The sequence below is a fragment of the Citrobacter sp. Cb031 genome (assembly GCF_030336725.1).
GTDB lineage: Bacteria > Pseudomonadota > Gammaproteobacteria > Enterobacterales > Enterobacteriaceae > Citrobacter > Citrobacter braakii.
Map to the genome: position 1 here is coordinate 435,213 of NZ_JAOWDA010000034.1, position 22,725 is coordinate 457,937.

24 protein-coding genes are annotated in these 22,725 nt (G+C 52.4%); 16 read left to right on the top strand and 8 right to left on the bottom strand.

Annotation, left to right across the window (positions count from 1 at the left end):
- Positions 1-39 precede the first annotated feature (39 nt).
- The 3 genes from tehA to OGV93_RS18535 all read left to right on the top strand — a co-directional run bounded on the left by tehA (position 40) and on the right by OGV93_RS18535 (position 2,467).
- Positions 40-1,041, top strand: coding sequence for a dicarboxylate transporter/tellurite-resistance protein TehA (gene tehA / locus OGV93_RS18525; protein WP_016156593.1), 1,002 nt, complete (start codon positions 40-42; stop codon positions 1,039-1,041).
- The gene (gene tehB / locus OGV93_RS18530) at positions 1,041-1,637 is read left to right on the top strand and encodes a tellurite resistance methyltransferase TehB (RefSeq protein WP_200100674.1); all 597 of its coding nucleotides are present in this window, start codon (positions 1,041-1,043) and stop codon (positions 1,635-1,637) included. Before tehA ends, tehB begins: the two co-directional genes overlap by 1 nt.
- Before the next feature lie 155 nt (positions 1,638-1,792).
- Positions 1,793-2,467 carry a DUF3313 domain-containing protein gene (locus tag OGV93_RS18535; RefSeq protein ID WP_019076834.1) on the top strand — a complete coding sequence of 225 codons (675 nt, stop codon included), beginning with the start codon at positions 1,793-1,795 and terminating at the stop codon, positions 2,465-2,467.
- A 35-nt stretch (positions 2,468-2,502) separates the two neighbouring features.
- On the opposite strand, the gene OGV93_RS18540 is transcribed toward OGV93_RS18535, so the two are convergent.
- Positions 2,503-3,411, bottom strand: coding sequence for a DMT family transporter (locus tag OGV93_RS18540; protein WP_101700485.1), 909 nt, complete (start codon positions 3,409-3,411; stop codon positions 2,503-2,505).
- A gap of 184 nt (positions 3,412-3,595) precedes the next feature.
- Here OGV93_RS18540 and OGV93_RS18545 point away from each other — a divergent pair, with 184 nt between their 5' ends.
- Positions 3,596-4,465, top strand: a complete 870-nt coding sequence (locus tag OGV93_RS18545) for an AraC family transcriptional regulator (RefSeq protein WP_016153162.1) — start codon at positions 3,596-3,598, stop codon at positions 4,463-4,465.
- On the opposite strand, the gene OGV93_RS18550 is transcribed toward OGV93_RS18545, so the two are convergent.
- Entirely contained in the window at positions 4,448-5,614 is a 1,167-nt protein-coding gene (locus OGV93_RS18550) for a benzoate/H(+) symporter BenE family transporter (RefSeq protein ID WP_287109942.1), read from the bottom strand. The genes OGV93_RS18545 and OGV93_RS18550 overlap by 18 nt on opposite strands.
- Positions 5,615-5,719: 105 nt before the next feature.
- Here OGV93_RS18550 and OGV93_RS18555 point away from each other — a divergent pair, with 105 nt between their 5' ends.
- Both OGV93_RS18555 and OGV93_RS18560 read left to right on the top strand, forming a co-directional pair.
- Positions 5,720-6,256, top strand: coding sequence for a helix-turn-helix domain-containing protein (locus tag OGV93_RS18555; RefSeq protein WP_016153160.1), 537 nt, complete (start codon positions 5,720-5,722; stop codon positions 6,254-6,256).
- A gap of 79 nt (positions 6,257-6,335) precedes the next feature.
- The gene (locus OGV93_RS18560; RefSeq protein WP_101700482.1) at positions 6,336-8,297 is read left to right on the top strand and encodes a peptidase U32 family protein; all 1,962 of its coding nucleotides are present in this window, start codon (positions 6,336-6,338) and stop codon (positions 8,295-8,297) included.
- Positions 8,298-8,300: 3 nt separating this feature from the next.
- Here the strand turns inward: OGV93_RS18560 and OGV93_RS18565 are convergent, their stop codons facing one another.
- The 4 genes from OGV93_RS18565 to OGV93_RS18580 form a co-directional block, all read right to left on the bottom strand.
- Positions 8,301-8,531: a DUF2554 family protein gene (locus tag OGV93_RS18565; RefSeq protein ID WP_016153158.1), complete on the bottom strand. Its 231-nt coding sequence runs from the start codon at positions 8,529-8,531 to the stop codon at positions 8,301-8,303.
- A gap of 189 nt (positions 8,532-8,720) precedes the next feature.
- Complete coding sequence (locus tag OGV93_RS18570) at positions 8,721-8,846, bottom strand: DUF2474 domain-containing protein (protein ID WP_003020230.1); 126 nt, start codon at positions 8,844-8,846, stop codon at positions 8,721-8,723.
- The gene (gene cydB / locus OGV93_RS18575; RefSeq protein ID WP_016153157.1) at positions 8,846-9,856 is read right to left on the bottom strand and encodes a cytochrome d ubiquinol oxidase subunit II; all 1,011 of its coding nucleotides are present in this window, start codon (positions 9,854-9,856) and stop codon (positions 8,846-8,848) included. Before cydB ends, OGV93_RS18570 begins: the two co-directional genes overlap by 1 nt.
- A complete protein-coding gene (locus OGV93_RS18580; RefSeq protein ID WP_047417372.1) occupies positions 9,856-11,259 on the bottom strand; it encodes a cytochrome ubiquinol oxidase subunit I in 1,404 nt (467 codons plus the stop codon). Before OGV93_RS18580 ends, cydB begins: the two co-directional genes overlap by 1 nt.
- A gap of 264 nt (positions 11,260-11,523) precedes the next feature.
- Here OGV93_RS18580 and OGV93_RS18585 point away from each other — a divergent pair, with 264 nt between their 5' ends.
- The 8 genes from OGV93_RS18585 to patD all read left to right on the top strand — a co-directional run bounded on the left by OGV93_RS18585 (position 11,524) and on the right by patD (position 19,360).
- Positions 11,524-11,712, top strand: coding sequence for a type II toxin-antitoxin system HicA family toxin (locus OGV93_RS18585; protein ID WP_287109946.1), 189 nt, complete (start codon positions 11,524-11,526; stop codon positions 11,710-11,712).
- Between the two features lie 31 nt (positions 11,713-11,743).
- Complete coding sequence (locus OGV93_RS18590; protein WP_287110152.1) at positions 11,744-12,160, top strand: type II toxin-antitoxin system HicB family antitoxin; 417 nt, start codon at positions 11,744-11,746, stop codon at positions 12,158-12,160.
- Between the two features lie 92 nt (positions 12,161-12,252).
- On the top strand, positions 12,253-13,662 hold the full coding sequence (locus OGV93_RS18595) for an aminotransferase-like domain-containing protein (RefSeq protein ID WP_287109947.1): 1,410 nt from the start codon (positions 12,253-12,255) through the stop codon (positions 13,660-13,662).
- Positions 13,663-13,991: 329 nt separating this feature from the next.
- Positions 13,992-15,137: a putative ABC transporter substrate-binding protein YdcS gene (gene ydcS / locus OGV93_RS18600; protein ID WP_016153154.1), complete on the top strand. Its 1,146-nt coding sequence runs from the start codon at positions 13,992-13,994 to the stop codon at positions 15,135-15,137.
- A 16-nt stretch (positions 15,138-15,153) separates the two neighbouring features.
- Positions 15,154-16,170, top strand: a complete 1,017-nt coding sequence (locus tag OGV93_RS18605; RefSeq protein ID WP_016153153.1) for an ABC transporter ATP-binding protein — start codon at positions 15,154-15,156, stop codon at positions 16,168-16,170.
- On the top strand, positions 16,171-17,115 hold the full coding sequence (locus tag OGV93_RS18610) for an ABC transporter permease (protein ID WP_016153152.1): 945 nt from the start codon (positions 16,171-16,173) through the stop codon (positions 17,113-17,115).
- Positions 17,105-17,911, top strand: coding sequence for an ABC transporter permease (locus OGV93_RS18615; RefSeq protein ID WP_016156581.1), 807 nt, complete (start codon positions 17,105-17,107; stop codon positions 17,909-17,911). Before OGV93_RS18610 ends, OGV93_RS18615 begins: the two co-directional genes overlap by 11 nt.
- A gap of 21 nt (positions 17,912-17,932) precedes the next feature.
- Positions 17,933-19,360: an aminobutyraldehyde dehydrogenase gene (gene patD / locus OGV93_RS18620; protein WP_016156580.1), complete on the top strand. Its 1,428-nt coding sequence runs from the start codon at positions 17,933-17,935 to the stop codon at positions 19,358-19,360.
- Between the two features lie 763 nt (positions 19,361-20,123).
- Here patD and OGV93_RS18625 read toward each other — a convergent pair.
- A complete protein-coding gene (locus tag OGV93_RS18625) occupies positions 20,124-21,251 on the bottom strand; it encodes a multidrug effflux MFS transporter (protein WP_142417793.1) in 1,128 nt (375 codons plus the stop codon).
- Between the two features lie 101 nt (positions 21,252-21,352).
- On the opposite strand from OGV93_RS18625, the gene OGV93_RS18630 reads away from it, so the two are divergent.
- Positions 21,353-22,132, top strand: coding sequence for an AraC family transcriptional regulator (locus tag OGV93_RS18630; protein WP_046275598.1), 780 nt, complete (start codon positions 21,353-21,355; stop codon positions 22,130-22,132).
- 119 nt (positions 22,133-22,251) lie between these two features.
- Here the strand turns inward: OGV93_RS18630 and yncL are convergent, their stop codons facing one another.
- A complete protein-coding gene (gene yncL, locus OGV93_RS18635; protein WP_071524268.1) occupies positions 22,252-22,347 on the bottom strand; it encodes a stress response membrane protein YncL in 96 nt (31 codons plus the stop codon).
- A gap of 192 nt (positions 22,348-22,539) precedes the next feature.
- Between yncL and OGV93_RS18640 the strand changes: the two genes are divergently transcribed.
- Positions 22,540-22,713: a GhoT/OrtT family toxin gene (locus tag OGV93_RS18640; protein ID WP_016153148.1), complete on the top strand. Its 174-nt coding sequence runs from the start codon at positions 22,540-22,542 to the stop codon at positions 22,711-22,713.
- Positions 22,714-22,725: the final 12 nt, after the last annotated feature.

The following is a 22,725-nucleotide window of genomic DNA, read 5'->3' on the forward strand; positions in this document are numbered from 1 at the left end:
ATAAAATGCATTTCAAATATACTTTAAAAAATAAACAAAATGAGTAAGAACAAGCAGAGTGAGCGGGTCCTCAATCTTCCGGCCGGTTATTTTGGCATGGTACTGGGCATCATTGGGATGGGGTTTGCGTGGCGTTATGCCAGTCAGGTGTGGCCAGTGAGTCACTTGATTGGCGACGGTTTAGTGATCCTCGCAATGGTCATTTGGGGGCTGCTGACGCTGGCCTTTCTTAGCCGTTTACTGCGTTTTCCGCATAGCGTATTGGCGGAAATTCGTCACCCGGTGATGAGCAGCTTTGTCAGTCTGTTTCCGGCCACAACGATGCTGGTCGCGATTGGTTTTGTCCCGTGGTATCGACCGCTGGCGATTGGGTTGTTCAGCATTGGCGTGGTGATACAGCTGGCCTACGCCGCCTGGCAAACGGCAGGGTTGTGGCGTGGATCGCATCCAGAGGAAGCCACCACGCCGGGTCTGTATCTGCCGACCGTCGCCAATAACTTTATCAGTGCAATGGCCTGTGGCGCACTGGGTTTCAATGACGCAGGATTGGTGTTTTTGGGCGCCGGGGTTTTTTCCTGGCTCAGCCTGGAGCCGGTGATTCTGCAACGTTTACGTAGCTGCGGCGAGTTGCCTGCGGTGTTACGTACTTCACTTGGCATTCAACTGGCGCCTGCGCTGGTCGCCTGCAGCGCCTGGCTTAGCGTCAACGGCGGCGAGGGCGATACGTTAGCCAAAATGCTGTTCGGCTATGGTCTGCTGCAACTTTTGTTCATGCTACGGCTCATGCCGTGGTATTTGTCACAGCCATTTAATGCGTCTTTCTGGAGCTTCTCGTTTGGCGTGTCGGCTCTGGCAACAACAGGGCTGCATCTGGGCCACGGTAGCGAGTCAGGATTTTTTCATACGCTGTCGATCCCACTGTTTATTTTTACCAATTTTATCATTGCATTATTACTGGTACGTACGTTTGCATTGCTGATGCAGGGGAAACTGCTCATCCGCACGGAGCGTGCTGCATTACTGAAATCTGAGGATAAATAATGACCCTTTGCGACGAAAACTACTTTACTGAGAAATACGATTTAACTCGTACGCATTCCGATGTTGTTGAAGCGGCAAACATTGTTAAGCCAGGTAAAACGTTAGACCTGGGCTGCGGTAACGGTCGTAACAGCCTGTACCTTGCGGCAAACGGTTATGACGTGACAGCATGGGATAAAAATCCCATGAGCATCGCTAACCTTGAGCGTATAAAAGCGGCGGAAGGGCTGACCAATCTGCACGCGAATGTCGCGGATCTCAACGCATTACGCTTTGATGGCGAATATGATTTTATTCTTTCTACCGTTGTGCTGATGTTCCTTGAAGCCAAAACTATCCCTGGCCTTATTGAAAATATGCAGCGTTGCACTAAACCGGGCGGATATAACTTAATTGTCGCGGCGATGGATACTGATGATTTTCCGTGTACCGTGGGTTTCCCGTTCGCGTTTAAAACCGGAGAATTGCGCAATTATTACAGCGGATGGGATCTGCTGAAATATAACGAAGACGTGGGTGAACTTCATCGTACGGATGAAAACGGTAATCGAATTAAACTGCGCTTTGCCACAATGCTGGCACGCAAAACTGCCTGAACCTCCCGCCTGGGTTAACTCTTTCTGCGCTCAGCATTTTTTGTGCCGGGCGTAGAGAGAAAATTGTGCGGTGTTTACCATTTTTAGTACATCCAAAATGAAACAGTTTTGCTATCCTTTTTAAGCATCATTGCGAAAACTAAAGGGATCGTTTCATGCGTACTCAAACTTTATTTAAAGTTGCAGTGCTTACTGGCTTGTTGGCATTATCCGGCTGTGCGTCAAAAGTGACTGCGCCGGATAAATATTCTGGGTTTTTAAAAAATTACTCTGATTTGAAGGAAACACAATCAGCATCGGGACAAACCGTACTCCGTTGGGTTGATCCGAGCTACAACGAATCCAAATATGACAACATTGTATATAACCCGGTAACGTATTATCCGGTTCCTAAACCTACCACGCAGGTAGGGCAGCAGGTTCTTGATCAACTGCTGACCTACACCAATACCCAGTTGAAATCCGCCATCAGCAAGCGTAAGCCCCTGGTTACTACCCCTGGGCCACGTAGCCTGATTTTCCGCGGAGCGATTACCGGTGTTGCAACGAGCAAAGAAGGACTGCAGTTCTATGAAGTGATCCCGGTTGCGCTACTCGTTGCGGGAACACAAATGGCAACGGGTCACCGTACCATGGATACCAACCTCTATTTCGAGGGTGAGTTGATTGATGCTGCGACCAATAAACCGGTAATTAAAGTTGTACGTAAGGGTGAAGGTAAAGATCTGAGCAACGAAAATACGCCGATGGCGTTCGAAACGTTGAAGAAAGTTATTGATGACATGGCGACGGATGCCACCATGTTTGACGTGAACAAAAAACCACAATAATAATCAACGCACCATCTCAGGATGGTGCGTTTTTTTTATGCCACCCGGCGTCTATAGAATAGTTTACCCATCAGCACTTCTGGTCGGGCAAACATCACCATATTCCCCAGTAAAATCAATACTAATCCGGCAATAGCGTTAACTTGCCAGACGTATCCTTCATACAATGTTGACAGCGTTAGCGCAACCAGCGGGAAAAGCAGGGTACTGTATGCCGCCCTACTGGGACCAATGCGACCTACCAGTGTGAAATAAGCGCCGAAAGCAATCACTGAGCCAAAAATAGCCAGATATAACAGCGCGCTGAGATAGCTGAATGTCCACTGTGGCGTAAAATTGTCCCCGCGCATCAGCGCAATGGCAGCGATCAACAGCGTGCCGTACAGCATGGCCCAACTGTTGGTCGTTAACACTTCCAGCCCTTTTTTCTGGTGACGCATGCTGATCATATTACCCAATGAGAAACCGAAGGTTCCAAGGGCGCTTAAGCCGATACCCAGCAGCAAGGAATGATTGAATCCGCTGTTGAGCAAATCCTGCCAGAACAGAGTCACAATGCCCGTCAGTCCGAGACCGGCTGCGATATAGAAACGCAGCGGTGGTCTTTGCCCAAAAAAGATGAAGCTATTGACCGCATTGAACAGGACGGCCATTGAGAAAATTACCGACTCCAGGCCGGTATTAATCCAGGCCGCAGCCGTATAAAAACACCAGAAGTTGAAGCAAAAAACGCATCCACCCTGTAACAGACAAAACAGATGATCGCGACCAGACAGTTTGCGTAATTTACCGCTAACCAGCAGGACCACTATCATCAGCGAACTGGCAACGGCGAAGCGCCAAAAGATAGAAACCGGCGCAGAAACCGGGCCCTGCTGCAAATAAATCGCAATCCATGTCGTTCCCCAAATTACCACCACCAGGCAGTACAACAGTGCGTTCATACAACTCTCTCTTTTTTGGATTCAGGTTCACACTGTGTCATGTCTGGCGGCAGGAGGCTTTCATCGGTTTGCGGCGGACTTGCAAAATCTTGCGCTTTTTTAGCGTAAAAGCGAAAAGGAAGCTGTTAACAATATGTGGCTGTTATAGACTGAAAGCCTGCTAACTTATTTTGAATGTGATGGTATGCCTCAGCCCTACGATGCCTTTGAAAACTTACGCAAACATAATGCCGTGCTGCATGAATCGGTTGCGTTACATTCAGGGATCCAACTGGCGGCCTGGTCAAACAAGCGCGATACCATCACCCAGTATTGCGATCATCATACGCTCAGTTTATATATCGCGGATGGCTACGAGAGTTACCACAAAACGGCGGGGGGCTGGAAGAATGGCGGCGGACCGGACCGTTTTTGCCTGATGCCGAAAGAGAGCGAGTCAAGTTGGGATATCCGCGACGCTCTCTCCTTTGTTCATCTCTATTGTACCGACGAACATCTGCGCGAAGTGGGTGAAAAAGTCTGGGATAAAAGCCCCTATAGCTTCACGCTGGACGAGCACACGTTTGGCAGTGACCCGGGGATCACGGCGGTTTACCGTCAGTTTCTGCTTGATAACGACTGGCAGCAACCGGCCAATCACCTCACGCTCAGCGCGGCATCTTCGCTACTGTTAACGCATCTGATCCAGCATTACAGCAACGTCCAATGGCGACTGCCCACCGTCACCGGGGGACTCGCGCCCGTCACCTTGCGTAACGTGCTGGCCTATATTGACGCGCATCTGGCGTACCCAATCACCCTGAACGATCTGGCTAGTGAGGCGGCGCTTAGCGAATTCCATTTTGCCAGAATGTTTCGCCAGTCGATGAATATGGCACCGCATCAGTACGTGATGCAACGTCGTATGGCGCTGGCACAGCATCTGGTTTGTTACACTTCACGCAGTTTGTCAGATATTGCGATGACCTGCGGATTCAGTTCGGCAAGCCATTTTAGTAACCGGTTTAAACAGGTAACCGGTAAAACGCCAACGCAGCTACGTGCGGCGAAATAACGTCAACACGGCGTAGCAGATACCGCCTACGACCAGCCCCCAGAATGCAGATCCAACCCCCAATAACGTCAGGCCGCTGGCCGTGACCAAAAACGTAACGATGGCTGCGTCGCGTTCCGCTTCATTATGCAACGCCTGATACAAACTACCGCTAATCGTCCCGAGCAAGGCCAGACCGGCCAGCATCTGGATCCAGCTTACGGGCAGTGCCGCCATTAGTCCTGTGACTGAACCGCCAAACACCCCTGCCAGAAGATAGAAGACGCCAGCCGCGGCGGCGGCGAGCCAGCGTTGTTTGGCATCAGGATGCGCTTCGGGACTTTGGCAAATTGCGGCGGTTATGGCGGCAATGCAGATGGAGTAGACACCAAACGGCGAAAAAATCAGCGCCAGCAGGCCGGTAAAGATAATGAGCGGTGAAACGGGTAATGAATAGCCCGACGCATTCATAGTGGCAATACCTGGGGCATTTTGCGAAGCCATAGTAACCAGAAACAGTGGTAGCGCAATGCTGATACTGTGGGCAAATGAAAAGTGTGGGGCTATAAACGCAGGCATGACCGGCGACAAATCCACTCCGTTTGTGACAATGTCACCTTTTATTAGCGCGATAGCGATACCCGCCAGCATCACGGCGATCGTCGCGTACCGTGGGGCTGTGACTTTAAATACCAGCCATGCCACCAGCATACTACCGCACAAAATAAGCTCACTGTTGAGGCTATTAAAGGCCTGCAGACCAAAGCGCAGCAGGATCCCGGCCAGCATGGCTGATGCCAGTGAGTGGGGGATTATTTTCATCAGACGGGCAAACAATCCGGTTATGCCGCACAGCACAATCAACGCGTTAGCTACGATAAAAACGCCGATAGCATCCTGAATCGATACCCCGTGCAGACCCGTAACCAGCAGCGCGGCGCCAGGTGTTGACCAGGCCGTGAGCACAGGAGCGCGATACCATAACGTCAGCGCCAGCGTACTGACGCCCATTGCAATCCCCAGCGCGGTCATCCAGCCCGCGATTTGATCGGTGGTCGCACCTGCGGCCAGGGCCGCTTGCCAGATAATGGCAGCCGAGCTGGCGTAACCGACCAGGACGGCCACAAACCCCGATAATACGGTGGGTAGTGGGATGGAAAATGCGCGCATAGTCACTCCGTGTGCGTTATAACGGTCAATCAATGTAGCACTGTGCGTTATAGCGTACAAGTGCTAAGCTGTAGCCTTGAGAAAGGAGAGTCAGGAAGGCGAAAAATGGAAAACTTAACCCACTATCTGGCCACAACGCTCCGCACGCTACGTCACCAGCGGGAATGGAGCCTGTCACGTTTAGCGGAGGAAACCGGCGTGTCAAAAGCCATGTTGGGGCAGATTGAGCGCAACGAATCCAGCCCAACGGTGGCGACATTGTGGAAAATTGCTACCGGACTGAACGTGCCATTCTCGACGTTTATTTCACCGCCAGAGTCAGACGGCGCGCCAACATTCGATCCCCAGCAGCAGGCGATGGTCGTCACGCCATTGTTTCCGTGGGACCCACAGCTGTGCTTCGATCATTTTTCGATACAGCTGGCACCCGGCGCACTCAGTGAATCGACTCCGCATGAAACCGGCGTTATAGAGCACGTGGTGGTGATAAATGGGCTGCTGGATATGTGTATTGAGGGGCAGTGGCGCACCATGAAATCCGGCGAGGGGGTGCGTTTTGCGGGAGACAGGGCGCATAGCTACCGTAACAGTAGCGAACAAACGGTTCACTTTCATTCCCTGATCCATTACCCGCGCGGTTAATCGGGAAAACTATTCCGAAAAGCCGCGCTTGTGACTACAATAGCCGCCATTTTTACCACTTGTGGATGGTAACAACTGTATGCGCCAGCAGCCTCATCACCTTGAATTGTTAAGCCCGGCCCGGGATACCGCCATTGCACGTGAAGCCATTTTGCACGGTGCTGACGCCGTTTACATTGGCGGACCGGGTTTTGGCGCGCGTCATAACGCCAGTAACAGTCTGAAAGATATCGCCGAACTGGTGCCGTTTGCGCATCGTTACGGGGCGAAAATCTTTGTGACGCTGAATACAATCTTGCATGATGATGAGCTGGAGCCCGCACAGCGATTAATTACCGATCTGTATCAGACCGGCGTTGACGCCCTGATTGTGCAGGATATGGGGATTCTGGAGCTGGATATTCCTCCCATTGAGCTGCACGCCAGCACCCAATGTGATATTCGCAGCGTCGAGAAGGCGAAGTTTCTTTCTGACGTCGGATTCACCCAAATTGTCCTCGCGCGCGAACTGAGCCTTGAGCAAATAAACGCCATCCATCAGGCTACGGATGCGACTATTGAATTTTTCATTCACGGTGCGCTGTGCGTCGCCTATTCAGGCCAGTGTTATATTTCACATGCGCAAACCGGACGTAGCGCTAACCGCGGTGACTGTTCTCAGGCTTGTCGCCTGCCGTATACCCTGAAAGACGATCAGGGGCGCGTGGTGTCCTATGAAAAACATCTGCTGTCGATGAAAGATAACGATCAGACCGCCAACCTCGGCGCGTTGATTGACGCAGGCGTGCGCTCCTTCAAAATTGAAGGGCGCTATAAAGACATGAGCTATGTGAAGAATATTACCGCGCATTATCGTCAGATGCTGGACGCCATTATTGAAGAGCGCGGCGATCTTGCCCGTTCTTCAGCCGGGCGTACCGAACATTTCTTTACTCCATCCACGGAAAAGACCTTCCATCGCGGCAGCACCGATTATTTTGTGAATGACCGTAAGGGGGATATCGGCGCATTCGACTCACCAAAGTTCATCGGTCTGCCGGTTGGCGAAGTCCTGAAGGTGGCAAAAGATCATCTCGATGTTGAGGTAACAGAACCGCTGGCCAACGGGGATGGTCTGAACGTGTTAATCAAGCGTGAGGTCGTCGGATTTCGCGCCAATACCGTTGAAAAAACGGGGCACAATCGTTATCGGGTGTGGCCGAATGAAATGCCCGCCGACCTGCACAAAGTGCGCGACAACCATCCGCTGAACCGCAATCTCGATCATAACTGGCAGCAAGCGTTGACCAAAACCTCCAGCGAACGCCGCGTCGCGGTCGATATTGAGCTGGGCGGCTGGCAGGAACAGTTGATCCTGACGCTCACCAGTGAGGAGGGGGTGAGTATCACCCATACGCTGGACGGCCAGTTTGAGGAAGCGAACAATGCAGAAAAAGCGTTGAGCAACCTGCAGGATGGCCTGGCAAAACTGGGACAAACGCTTTATTACGCCCGTAATATTCAGGTGAATCTGCCGGGAGCATTGTTCGTGCCTAACGGTCAACTGAATCAGCTGCGACGTGAAGCGGTCGACATGCTGGATGCAGCTCGTTTGCAAAACTATCAGCGCGGTCGCCGTAAACCGGTTGCCCAGCTGGCGCCGGTTTACCCGCAAACGCATCTGAGCTTTCTGGCTAACGTCTACAACCATAAAGCGCGAGAGTTTTATCACCGTTATGGCGTGCAGTTGATTGATGCCGCCTATGAGGCGCATGAAGAGAAGGGCGATGTGCCGGTGATGATCACCAAACATTGCCTGCGTTTTGCGTTTAACCTGTGTCCGAAACAGGCGAAAGGAAATATCAAAAGCTGGAAAGCCACGCCGATGCAACTGGTTAACGGCGATGAGGTCCTGACGCTGAAATTTGATTGCCGACCGTGCGAAATGCACGTGATCGGCAAGATGAAACATCACATTCTGAAGATGCCGTTGCCGGGCAGCGTGGTGGCTTCCGTCAGCCCTGAAGAACTGCTGAAAACGTTGCCAAAGCGTAAAAGCTAACGGTTAGCTCTGATGTGTATCGGGTTTGCGTGATTTTTGCCAGTAATGGTGTTCGCGAAGATCGGCGGCGGATTCTTCCGCCGTCATTCGTAGTTCATCGCTGTCGGCCGTGTGTCGTAATAAGTGATCGGCATCCTGCACCTGAAGATATTCATGTCCCTGATTAGTAGCGAGAAGCTGACCGGAAAAAAGCGCGCTGGCCAGCAATAACACCGTTAACCCTTTCTTAAACATCATGCACCCTCTGGTACGTTAGCTGCGGAATTGACGATAATTTCGCCAGGTGACTATTCAATATTTTAATCGGGTTAATGACAATCTCTGTTTTGTCATTTCGATGTTTTTTACATTTTTGTTTAGATAACGTTGGGATTTGTCACAACCGGGCAGTGCAGCGCTGCCCGGTTGTTATCAGAGAGAGAATCAGGATTTAAATCCGGCGGCCGTCATCAGGAGACGAAAGAACATACCAACGGCGGCCAGGGCCAGCACGCTGCCGCCCCAGAGGATCACCAGCCACATCAGGCGTTTCCAGATTGTTTGTTGCATCAATGATACCCCTCACCATGTTGAACTTTGCCGCGGAAAACGTAGTAGCTCCAGAAGGTGTACACCAGGATTATCGGGATAATCAGCAGCGCGCCAACCAACATAAAGCCCTGACTCTGCGCCGGAGCTGCCGCCTGCCACAGCGTAATGGACGGTGGAATGATGTGGGGCCAGATACTGATCCCCAGCCCGCTGAACCCGAGAAAAATCAGCCCCAGCGTCAATACAAAAGGCAGCGTATGGCTGTTTTGCTGACCCAGCGAGCGCCACAGCCAGAGGCTAATCAGCGCAACCAGGAGCGGAACCGGCATCAGGAACCACAGATTGGGCAGGCTAAACCAACGCTCGGCAATGGCGCTGTGCGCCAGCGGCGTCCACAGGCTGATAATGGCAATGACAACCAGCATCGCCAGCAGCAGTTTTCTTGCCACGCAGCGCATTTTATCCTGCAACGGATTTTCGCTTTTCATCACCAGCCATGTTGCCCCCAACAGGGCGTAGGCTACAACCAGGCCCACGCCGCAGAACAGGGTAAAGGGGGTCAGCCAGTCGAAAGGACCGCCGCTGTAGCTGCGTCCGGTGACGGAAAATCCATTGAGTACGGCACCGACCACAATACCCTGAGTGAATGTCGCGAGGATTGAACCGCCGAGAAAAGCTTTATCCCAGAATGGTCGATGCGCCGGCGTGGCTTTGAAGCGAAACTCAAACGCGACGCCGCGAAATATCAGGCCGATGAGCATCAGGGTCAACGGGATCGTTAGCGCATCGACAATCACCGCATAGGCCAGGGGAAAAGCGCCGAATAATCCGGCGCCACCCAACACCAGCCAGGTTTCATTACCATCCCATACCGGGGCGACGCTGTTGACCATCACATCGCGGTCATCCGCATCCGAAATCGCAGGGAATAAAATACCGATCCCGAGATCAAAACCGTCCATCACGATATACATCAGCGTGGCGAACACGATAATTACAAACCAGATAACTGATAAATCGATACCCATTAGCGGTGTGCCTCCGGTTGAGAATCGAGAACAACAGCAGAAAGCGGCCGTGCCGGCGTGCCTGTTGGTGGAATGGTCGGCTCATCTTCCTGTGGCCCTTTGCGGATCAGGCGGATCATGTAGCTGTAACCCACGCCAAACACCGAGCTATACACCACAAAGAAAGACAGTAGGCTGATGCTCATATGTAAATCACCATGTGCGGAAACCGCATCCGCCGTACGTTGCAAACCGTAAACCACCCACGGCTGACGGCCAACTTCGGTGGTCACCCAGCCAGCAAGGATGGCAATCAGACCGGAGGGCCCCATCCACAATGCAAAGCGCAGGAAAGGACGTGAGGTGTATAGCCGCTGCTTATAACGCAACCACAGGGCAAACGCGCCCAGCAGGATCATCAGCATGCCTAACCCTGCCATAATGCGAAACGACCAGAACACGATGGTGGAATTGGGCCTGTCTTCCTTCGGAAATTCTTTTAACGCCGGGACCTGTTTATCCAGACTATGAGTCAGGATCAGGCTGCCCAGCGCCGGGATTTCCAGCCCATAGCGGGTGCGCTCCTGCTCCATATCCGGCCAGCCGAACAACAGCAGCGGGGTCGGTTCACCAGGCGGATTTTCCCAGTGTCCTTCAATCGCCGCAATTTTTGCAGGCTGGTGCTTCAGCGTATTCAACCCGTGCATATCGCCAATTAAGGCCTGCAGCGGGGCGACGATTAACGTCATCCACAGCGCCATTGAAAACATAGCGCGAATTGCTGGCGTGCTATTACCGCGCAATAAATGCCATGCGGCTGATGCCGCGACAAACAGCGCGCTGCTCAGGAAGGCGGCAACGGACATATGCAGCAAACGATAAGGGAAGGAAGGATTGAAAATCACGGCGAACCAGTCGACGGGAACGACTTGCCCGTTAACAATTTCATAGCCCTGTGGCGTTTGCATCCAGCTGTTGGAGGCGAGGATCCAGAAGGTAGAAATAATAGTACCCAGCGCAACCATACAGGTCGCGAAGAAGTGAAGCCCTGGGCCAACCCGGTTCCAGCCAAACAGCATTACCCCGAGGAAGCCCGCTTCGAGGAAGAAGGCGGTTAATACTTCATAGGTCAGCAGCGGCCCGGTGATGCTACCGGCGAACTCGGAAAAACCACTCCAGTTCGTGCCGAACTGATAAGCCATCACCAGCCCGGAAACCACGCCCATACCAAAGTTTACGGCGAATATTTTCGACCAGAAATGGTATAGCGAGCGCCAGGTCGGATTTTTCGTTTTTAACCATAACCCTTCGAGCACCGCCAGATAACTGGCGAGGCCAATGGTAATCGCCGGAAAGATGATGTGAAAGGATACCGTAAACGCGAACTGGATCCTCGCCAGGTGAAACGCGTCAAGACCGAACATGCTTAGCTCCGCAGGAAAAATTGATTTGGCGCAATTCTAAGGCTGCGAAGCAATGGAAGGCAGAAACAGAACAGTTCTTTTTAACCATAACAGTTGTCGTGCTGTTATAGGTTAGCCTGGCTGATATGAAATCTGGAACCTGGATTCCTGTTATTGAATCGCGTCCTCCCCATGCGAGTGATTTTACGCTATCACTAGCGAGGTAATGAAAAAGGTAATCATAAATGTTTACTTTGTGCGTATAATAGACGACAGGGAGGCGCAGTGAAGCAAAGTGAGTTCAGACGCTGGCTTGAATCTCAGGGAGTGGCTGTTACAAACGGCTCAAATCATCTGAAGTTGAGGTATCAGGGAAGGCGTAGCGTTATGCCCAGACATCCTGGTGATGAAATAAAAGAAGCCTTGCGAAAATCGATCCTGAAGCAGCCTGGTTTACAGTCATCATCAATATGAGGTTAATTATATGAGAGATTTTGAAAAAATCATGCGTTATCCCGTTAATCTAATCCCCGCCGTGGAAGGTGGATTCGTGGTTTCTTTCCCGGATATTCCTGAAGCATTAACCCAGGGCGAAACCCGTCATGGGGCTTTGCAGGCTGCGCAGTCTGCATTGGTGACCGCTTTTGAATTCTATTTCGACGATAACGAACCGATTCCTTTACCTTCGGCGGTTGGCACTGAAGGTGACTATGTGGAAATCCCCCTGAGCATTGCGTCGAAGGTTCTTTTGTTAAATGCCTTTCTTGAATCAAACATCACCCAGCAGGAGCTGGCAAACAGGATCGGCAGGCCTAAGCAGGAAATTACCCGTTTGTTCGATTTAAAGCACGCGACAAAAATTGATGCTGTGCAAATAGCTGCACGCGCCTTAGGCAAGGAGCTGTCAGTAACAATGTTGTAAAACTGTTAACTATAACAGTTATAAAAAATGCCCTGATTATGTAAACTGATATATACAGTGCGTGTCACCGACACCGATTATCAGGACGAAAAATGAAAAAATACCAGCGACTGGCTGAGCAAATTCGCGATCAAATCGCGTCTGGCGTATGGCAGCCCGGCGATCGCTTGCCATCCTTGCGCGAGCAGGTGGTCAGCAGCGGCATGAGTTTTATGACCGTCGGACATGCATATCAGTTGCTGGAAAGTCAGGGCCGGATTATCGCCCGGCCGCAGTCGGGTTACTATGTTGCCGCGCGCCCTGAACGTGAGCTGGCAGCGCCGCAGGCGCAGGTGATGCGCGATGAAGCGGTGGATATCAACACCTATATTTTTGATATGCTGCAGGCCAGCCGGGATGCGTCAGTGATGCCATTTGCCTCTGCATTCCCCGACCCGCGTCTGTTTCCCCTCCAGCAGTTGAACCGCTCGCTGGCGCAGGTCAGTAAAACCGCGACCGCCATGAGCGTGATAGAAAACCTGCCGCCGGGAAATGATGAGCTGCGCCATGCCATTGCCCGCCGCTATGCTCAACAGGGGATGACCATTTCACCTGATGAAATTGTCATCACTACCGGTGCGCTGGATGCCCTCAACCTGAGCCTGCAGGCGGTTACCGAACCGGGAGACTGGGTGATTGTCGAAAATCCCTGTTTCTATGGGGCGTTGCAGGCCCTGGAACGATTACGGCTGAAGGCGCTTTCGATTGCCACCGACGTGAAAGAGGGGATCGATCTTACCGCGCTGGAGCAAGCGTTGCAGGAGTATCCGGTAAAAGCCTGCTGGCTGATGACCAACAGCCAAAATCCGCTGGGTTTTACGCTCAGCCCAGAGAAAAAGGTGCACCTGGTCGCATTGCTGGAAAAATATCATGTAATGCTGATAGAAGATGATGTCTACAGCGAGCTGTACTTTGGTCGCGAAAAACCACTGCCTGCCAAAGCCTGGGATCGCGCCGACAGCGTTTTGCATTGTTCATCCTTCTCGAAGTGCCTGGTGCCCGGATTTCGCGTGGGCTGGGTGGCGGCCGGGAAGCATGCGCGGCGTATTCAGCGACTCCAGCTCATGAGCACGTTATCCACCAGTTCCCCCATGCAGCTTGCACTCGTGGATTACCTGTCAACCCGGCGCTATGACGCGCATCTGCGCCGCTTACGCCGTCAACTGGCGGAACGCAAACAGCAGGCCTGGCAAACGTTGCTGCGTCATCTTCCGGCGGAAGTCAAAATTCACCATAACGACAGCGGCTATTTTCTGTGGCTGGAACTGCCAGAACCGCTTGATGCAGGCGTGCTCAGCACCCAGGCACTGGCGCACCATATCAGCATTGCACCGGGAAAAATGTTTTCGACCTCGGGGAGCTGGACTCGTTTTTTTCGCTTTAATACCGCATGGCACTGGGGAGAGCGTGAGGAACAGGCAGTGAAACAGCTGGGAAAATTAATTCGCGAGATGATGAAATAAAACGTAACGCGCTATTCAATATAAAAGAATAGCGCGTTCTTATTTTCGAAATAGAGAATACCTAACCCCGATGTTATTTATATCGGGTGCTACCATACAAAAAATCAATAGTTCTTACTATTGCCACCGTTGCACCTAACTCCTTGTCTATACTCCAGAAGATTAAAGCTCCCGATCAGCATCAGTAGCGTAATGAGCGTTAGCTCACAACCTGATTAAATTTCCTTGCGCCAGCAGGAACGCTTACAACACCCCGACTATTTTTAGGAAAGGACATATATTTACGGCAAGGCTGCCGCTCATTATTTTTTAGACAGGAGTAAGACGTTATGAGCAAGCAGTTTGCCCTCAGTAGCCTGTGCGCACTCAGTATGACGCTGATGACTGCACAAGCAGCCGAACCCCCGACATCCTTAGATAAACCGGAAGGCCGTCTGGATATTATTGCCTGGCCGGGCTACATCGAACGTGGACAGACCGATAAACAATATGATTGGGTCTCGCAGTTTGAGAAAGAGACCGGCTGCGCGGTCAATGTTAAAACAGCGGCCACTTCTGATGAAATGGTCAGCCTGATGGCAAAAGGCGGCTACGACCTGGTTACCGCTTCCGGTGATGCCTCATTGCGTCTGATTATGGGAAAACGCGTTCAGCCGATTAATACCGCGCTGATCCCTAACTGGAAAAGCATCGATCCGCGCGTGGTAAAAGGCGAGTGGTTTAACGTTGGCGGAAAAGTTTACGGCACACCGTACCAGTGGGGGCCAAACCTGCTGATGTACAACACCAAAATTTTCCCAACACCGCCGGATAGCTGGAACGTGGTATTTGTTGAGCAAAAACTTGGGGACGGAAAAAGCAATAAAGGGCGCGTTCAAGCCTACGATGGCCCGATCTATATTGCCGATGCTGCATTATTCGTTAAGGCGACTCAGCCGCAACTGGGCATTACCGATCCCTATCAGCTCACCGAACAACAGTATCAGGCGGTGATCAAAGTCCTGAGCGATCAACACGCGCTGATCCATCGCTATTGGCACGATACCACCGTACAAATGAGCGACTTCAAAAACGAAGGTGTGGTGGCGTCCAGCGCCTGGCCTTATCAGGCGAACGCCCTGAAAGGAGAAGGCCAGCCTATTGCCACGGTCTTCCCAAAAGAAGGGGTTACCGGATGGGCTGATACCACCATGCTGCACAGCGAAGCCAAACACCCGGTGTGCGCTTACAAATGGATGAACTGGTCATTAACCCCGAAAGTTCAGGGCGACGTCGCAGCCTGGTTTGGTTCTCTGCCAGTCGTGCCTGAAGGTTGTAAAGCCAGCCCGCTGCTGGGTGAAAAGGGCTGTGAAACCAACGGCTATAGCTACTTTGACAAAATTGCCTTCTGGAAAACGCCGATCGCAGAAGGTGGCAAATTCGTTCCTTACAGTCGCTGGACGCAGGATTACATCGCCATTATGGGCGGTCGTTAATTCCGCTGGGGGTTTTATGACGTACGCAGTGGAGTTTCATAACGTCTCGCGTCTGTACGGGGATGTTCGTGCAGTTGATGGGGTGAGTATTGCGATTAACGACGGTGAGTTTTTCTCTATGCTGGGGCCATCCGGCTCCGGCAAGACCACTTGTCTGCGCCTTATTGCAGGGTTTGAGCAACTGTCAGGCGGCGCAATCACCATTTTTGGTAAGCAGGCCAGCGAATTGCCGCCCTGGGAACGGGACGTCAATACGGTATTTCAGGATTATGCGCTATTCCCGCATATGTCGATTCTCGACAATGTCGCCTATGGGCTGATGGTCAAAGGTATTGATAAAAAACAGCGTCACGCAAAAGCACGTGAAGCGCTGGATAAGGTTGCGCTCGGTTTTGTTTATGAACGCAAACCATCGCAACTTTCCGGTGGTCAGCGGCAACGCGTGGCGATTGCCCGCGCGCTGGTCAATGAACCGCGCGTCCTGCTGTTGGATGAACCGCTCGGGGCATTGGATCTTAAGCTGCGTGAGCAGATGCAGCTGGAACTGAAAAAGCTACAGCAATCCCTGGGTATCACCTTCATTTTTGTCACCCACGATCAGGGTGAAGCCCTGTCGATGTCCGATCGTGTGGCGGTGTTTAATAATGGTCGCATCGAACAGGTGGATTCTCCGCGTGAACTGTACATGCGTCCGCGCACACCGTTTGTGGCAAGTTTCGTCGGGACGTCAAATGTTTTTGATGAAACGATGTCAGCGAACGTTTGCGGGCTACAGGGTATGTTTTCCCTGCGTCCGGAACACATTCGCTTGAATGATAGCAGTGGCGAAGTCCAGGCCCGGGGGGTTATCCAGGCAGTGCAGTACCAGGGTGCCGCGACACGTTTTGAGCTGAAACTTGTCGGCGGTGAAAAATTGCTGGTTAGCCAGGCGAACCTGACGGGAGAAATGCTGCCAACAACGCTGTCGCCGGGTCAACAGGTGATGGCATCGTGGTCACGCGACGTGATGGTACCGCTGGTTGAGGAGAGGTGAATGGCTATGAATGTCTTACATTCGCCTCCACAGTCGACAAGTCTGAACCGGATCTCAGGGTTCTTCTGGCGTAATCCGGGTCTGGGGCTATTTTTGCTGCTCCTCGGACCGCTGATGTGGTTTGGGATCGTCTACTTCGGCTCATTACTGACGCTGTTGTGGCAAGGTTTTTATACCTTCGATGATTTCACCATGTCGGTCACGCCCGACCTGACGCTGGCGAATTTGCAGGCGCTGTTTAATCCCGCCAACTACGACATCATTTTGCGTACCCTGACGATGGCGGTGGCGGTCACCATTGCCAGCGCGATTCTGGCGTTTCCGATGGCGTGGTATATGGCGCGATATACCAGTGGCAAAATGAAAGCCTTTTTTTACATTGCTGTGATGTTGCCGATGTGGGCCAGCTACATTGTTAAAGCCTACGCATGGACGTTACTGTTGGCTAAAGACGGGGTGGCGCAGTGGTTTTTAACCCATCTGGGGCTGGAGCCGCTGCTGCTTTCGTTCCTGACGCTGCCTGCGGTAGGCGGCAATACGTTGTCGACTTCAGGGTTAGGGCGTTTTCTGGTGTTCGTCTACATCTGGCTGCCGTTTATGATCCTGCCGGTACAGGCCGCGCTGGAGAGACTTCCGCCTTCGCTCTTACAGGCCTCCGCTGATTTGGGCGCTCGTCCGCATCAGACTTTCCGCTATGTGGTCCTGCCACTGGCGATACCCGGTATCGCGGCAGGGTCGATCTTTACCTTCTCTCTGACGTTGGGAGATTTTATCGTGCCGCAACTGGTGGGACCGCCAGGCTATTTCATCGGCAATATGGTGTATTCGCAACAAGGGGCGATCGGCAATATGCCGATGGCGGCGGCATTTACTCTGGTGCCGATTGTGTTAATCGCACTGTATCTGGCGTTCGTGAAGCGTCTGGGAGCTTTCGATGCACTCTGAACGCGCGCCCTGGTTACTCAAACTGGCGGCATGGGGCGGGGTTATTTTCCTGCACTTTCCCATCCTCATCATCGCCACCTATGCTTTTAATACTGAGGAGGCTGCTTTTAGTTTTCCACCGCAGGGGTTAACGCTGAAGTGGTTTAGCGTTGCGGCGCAACGTAGCGATATTCTGGAATCGGTGACGTTGTCACTTAAAATCGCTGCGTTGTCGACGGCCATTGCCCTCGTTCTGGGGACGCTGGCCGCTGCCGCACTGTGGCGCAGGGACTTTTTTGGTAAAAGCGCAATATCGCTGTTGCTGCTGTTGCCGATCGCGCTGCCGGGGATTATTACCGGTCTGGCGCTACTGACGGCGTTTAAAACTATCAACCTGGAACCCGGTTTTCTCACCATCGTGGTCGGCCATGCGACGTTTTGCGTGGTGGTGGTATTTAACAACGTCGTGGCGCGTTTTCGCCGTACCTCATGGAGTCTGGTTGAAGCGTCTATGGATCTTGGCGCCAACGGCTGGCAAACCTTTCGTTATGTCGTGCTGCCAAACCTGGCATCGGCACTGCTGGCGGGAGGGATGCTGGCGTTTGCTTTGTCGTTTGATGAAATCATCGTGACAACGTTCACCGCCGGACATGAAAGAACACTTCCTTTGTGGCTGCTCAATCAACTGGGTCGACCACGAGATGTGCCTGTCACCAACGTTGTGGCATTGCTGGTAATGCTGGTGACAACACTGCCAATTTTAGGGGCCTGGTGGCTAACGCGTGAAGGCGACTCTCTCGCCGGAAACGGTAAATAAACGACGATATGGGAAATTGCTATGCAACATCAATTACTGATTAATGGCGAGCTGGTCAACGGTGAAGGTGAAAAGCAGCCAGTCTATAACCCTGCCACTGGAGAACGCATTCTGGAGATTGCCGAGGCGTCAGCCGGGCAGGTTGATGCGGCGGTACGTGCAGCAGACAGCGCATTTGCCACCTGGGGACAAACCACACCGAAAGTTCGTTCCGAACTGCTGCTGAAACTGGCGGATGCTATCGCCGATAACGCGCAAACCTTCGCTGAGCTGGAATCGCTTAACTGTGGTAAGCCGCTGCACTGTGTCCTTAACGATGAAATTCCGGCAATCGTCGACGTTTTCCGCTTCTTCGCCGGGGCAGCTCGTACCCTGCAAGGACAGGCGGCCGGAGAGTATCTGGAAGGGCATACGTCGATGATTCGTCGGGATCCGCTGGGCGTGGTGGCCTCTATCGCGCCGTGGAACTACCCGCTGATGATGGCGGCGTGGAAACTGGCACCGGCGCTGGCGGCGGGTAACTGTGTGGTGATTAAACCGTCAGAAATTACCCCGCTAACGGCACTTAAACTGGCTGAATTTGCCAAAGATATTTATCCGCCTGGCGTTATCAACGTGCTTTTTGGCCGTGGCAAAACGGTGGGTGACCCGCTGACCGGTCATGAAAAAGTCCGGATGGTTTCCCTGACCGGCTCCATTGCGACCGGTGAACACATTATCCAGCACACCGCGCCTTCGATTAAGCGCACACATATGGAGCTGGGCGGCAAAGCCCCGGTCATCATTTTTGATGATGCCGATCTGGATGCGGTGGTGAGCGGCGTGCGAACCTTTGGCTATTACAACGCCGGGCAAGACTGTACCGCCGCTTGTCGAATCTATGCCCAGAAAGGCATTTATGACGCGTTGGTTGAGAAACTTGGTGCCGCGGTTGCCAGCCTGAAAATCGGTGCACCGAATGACGAATCGACGGAGCTGGGGCCGGTAAGCTCGCAGGCGCACCTCGATCGCGTGACTAAAGCGGTCGATGAAGCCAAAGCACTGGGGCATATCAAAGTCATCACCGGTGGTAAAAAAGTGGACGGCGCAGGCTACTATTTTGCTCCGACGCTGCTGGCCGGGGCGAAGCAGGAAGATGCTATCGTGCAGCGGGAAGTTTTCGGTCCGGTGGTCAGCGTCACCGTATTTGAGGATGAAGATCAGGTGCTGGCGTGGGCTAACGATTCGAAATACGGCCTGGCATCCTCCGTCTGGACTCGGGATGTGGGGCGCGCGCATCGATTTAGCGCTCGCCTGCAGTATGGTTGCACCTGGGTCAATACCCACTTCACGCTGGTCAGCGAGATGCCGCACGGCGGACAAAAACAGTCTGGTTATGGCAAGGATATGTCGGTTTACGGGCTGGAAGATTACACGATTGTTCGCCATGTCATGATCAAGCATGAGTAATATCTGAAGCGCGAGCAATAAATGCGGCACGGATAGCTAAATACTGGCAAACGTGTGTCTATATTATTCGCGCCACTGGCCTCGTCGCCATCGGACGGCGGTAAGTTGGAAATATCCGCGAGGTCAGGCTATTAATACAACAAAGCCCCGGCTTAATGTCGTAATGCTTGTCAATTAAACATTACGGCGAACATGTGATTTCGGCTCAGGGTTCCGTTCACCTCAGCGATATCAATTCTCTGAGGCTCAGACACCCGTGAACGTGCAAAGGAGGCTTACCGCCGCATCCCTGCGGTCAGCTTCAACGCTTCATCGATTTTCAGCCTGAACGGGGTCATCGCTGCAACGCACTGACTTCCAGTTAAATCTGTTTTGCTATTCAGATAAAAAACGCAGGTGGTCAGGTGTGGGCTGGTCCGGCTGAAAATTGCCGACGTGTTTCCGTAAGGCCGGGAGAACCCGCAGGGATGCGGGTTCAGGGCGCGTTTTGCAGGGACGCTACCTCGCGCCCGGCCCGGTAGCCTGGAGGAATAAACGGAGGGAACCGCGGAGCGGCAATTTTCCCGCCGGGAGCCGGGATTGTTAAGGGTACGGCGATAGTACCCTTAACACGTTCACAGGTCGTATTGCCTCAGAGATGTGACAAACATAAGGTGAACGTAGCAATACGCCGGAGGCAACAGATTCATTACCTGCGTATGTGCCACTCATCCTCGTTAACTGGCAAGCATTACAGCTTAATGTCAGGAGGAACCTCATCCGGTTATCCGCGGCGCAAGCTGCAAATCCAGGCGAGTAGCGCACAGACGCTCAGAACCAGCCCCAGTTGTTGCACCATGCCTGCCACCCCCAGCATCATTCCCAGCAACAGGTAATAGCTTAATCCAAATAATGCACCGGCGGCCCCGGCCTGTTCACGATAGTGGCGTAGGGCCTGACTCAGCACATTAGGGATTGCGATGCCATAGGCAATCACCGCGCCGAAAACCGGTATCAGAATCCACGCGGAGTGCTGTAACCACCACGCGGCGAGGCCTGACAATGCTGCCAGCGCACAGGCATAACGTACCCTCTGTTCCGATGTCAGGTCTGTCGTCAATAATCTCCGGTTCAGCAGGCTGCCCGACAGCGAAGCAAACGCAAGTAGTCCCCCCGTCCAGCCAAAGGCTCTGGAACTCCATCCCAATTGCCCGAAAAGAAACGGAGCCAGGCTGTAATAGCTAAACAGCATGGTGTTCAGCAGCGCAACCAGCATGGTATTTTTCCACAGCTCGCGGTCACGCATCATGCGGGAGAGCAGTGCAGCAAGGCTGGGGCTGAGCGTATTTTCGGGCCGGGTTTCTGGCAGCATGGTCGCAGTCAGTAGTAGCAGTAGCAGCGCCAGCAGCACAAGGGCAATAAATACACCGGTATGACCATACAGGCTAACCAGCCAACCTCCGCTTAGCAGGCCGAAAACGGGACTCAATGCCAGCGCAGCGCCCATCACGGAAAAGACGCGGGATAGCGCGGTTGATTCATATGTGTCCCGTAACATGGTCTGTACCACCACTGACCCGGCAGCCGCGCCGATGGCTGAGATCATCCGCGCCAGCAGCAAAACGCTGAAGTCAGTGGCAACCACGGCCAGGGCACAACCTGACCCATAGCAGATAAGTCCTGCCAGCATCGCCCAACGTCGACCGATGCAGTCGCTCAGCCAACCCCATATCGCCACGCCGATGGCGAAGGCAATAAAATAAACGGAGAGTGTTTGCGCCGCGCGCTCACTGCTTACGTGATAAGACGTGGCGATTCCTGGCAATGCCGGGCTATAAATGGTTTCCACCAGTTGCGGAAACATAATCAGCAAAGTAAGAAGCCACAACGGCGGGCGGCGAAGAGTGTTCATAGCAATATCCAGAGAGACAGAAAACTGGCGGGCATTATTGCTGAAAGGGAGGTGTCGCATTACCATTATCAAGACTTTAAATATCAAATATCGGACAGATAATGGAAATTGCCCCGGATGATGATTTCGATGCGGATAGCTTTGATAAACCGGTAATCGGGATTGCCTCCGAGATGGGCGTACACGATTCCGGCCGGCATAGCCATCTTCGTCATCAGCTACTTTTTTCGGCAGCGGGAAGCATTACGATTGAGCTGGAGCATGCCCTGTGTCTGCTACCGCCACGGCGCGCGGTCTGGATCCCGGCTGGTACGGTACATCGCGCCATAATGCGTGGCGTGATGGCTTATCGTTCGTTGTATTTTTCAACTACATTGCCGTTATCTAAATTACCGCTGCAGATAGTCGACGTTAATCCTCTCTTTTTTGAAGTAATAGAACGTATGGCTTTCTGGCCATGGGAAATGCCTGCCGCGCAGCAGGCCAGTCTTATCACCGTTTTCTGTGAGGAAATGCGGGCCGCCCGCAGTGAAAACTGGACGTTGCAGTTTCCCTCAGATCCACGGCTGAACGTGTGGCTTGAAGGAGTACGCATGGGCGAATTGCCACCACGACTAAATCAATTATCCCAACGGGTTGGGGCATGCGAGAGGACGATCAGTCGAATATTTACCAGGGATACCGGGATGAATTATCAGAGCTGGCGGCAGCAATTTAGACTATTAAAAGCCATGGAGATGCTGGCTGACGGGGGGCAGATCAGCCAGGTGGCGCAATATCTGGAATTTGTCAGTGACAGTGCTTTTATCGCTTTTTTCCATCAGCATACCGGCACAACACCGAGCCGTTATGCGGGCAATATAATGCCGCAGAAGGATTAGGGGTATTACATACTAAGGATAATTTACCGGGTGGCAGGAGAGTGGGAAAATCGTGTACTAATGGCAGAGAGAAGAGCCTCTCTGCCAGCGGACGCTGCAATTAATCAAGAAGAACGACATCAAGCAAACCAGCCAAACCTTGCGGAAATCAGACTGAAAAGTCCTACAGCAGCAAATATATTTATCAGCACCACAGTTTTACTGGAAACATTCATTTGTGCCACCTTTCGTTTTAACCCTTATGGGTATAGTACGGGTTATAACTATCCGCAATAGTACGGATTCTGAACATAATGAAAACGGCTTGTTTTACCGGCGTTTCTCTTAAAATAATTAATAAAACTTGATGTAGGTCATGAAAAAGAGCATATTGCGCGCGATTTTACCTTTCGGCCCGGATGCCTGACATGTCTCTGTACCAAAAAATGTTGGTTTTTTATGCGGTGATGGCCGCTATCACGGCAATCATCACCTGGTTTCTTTCCCGCGATAAAAAGCGGATTCGTTTTCTCAGCGCGGTATTAGTCGGGGCGACCTGGCCGATGAGTTTTCCCGTCGCGTTAATGTTTTCTCTCTTCTGATGACGGCGTAAA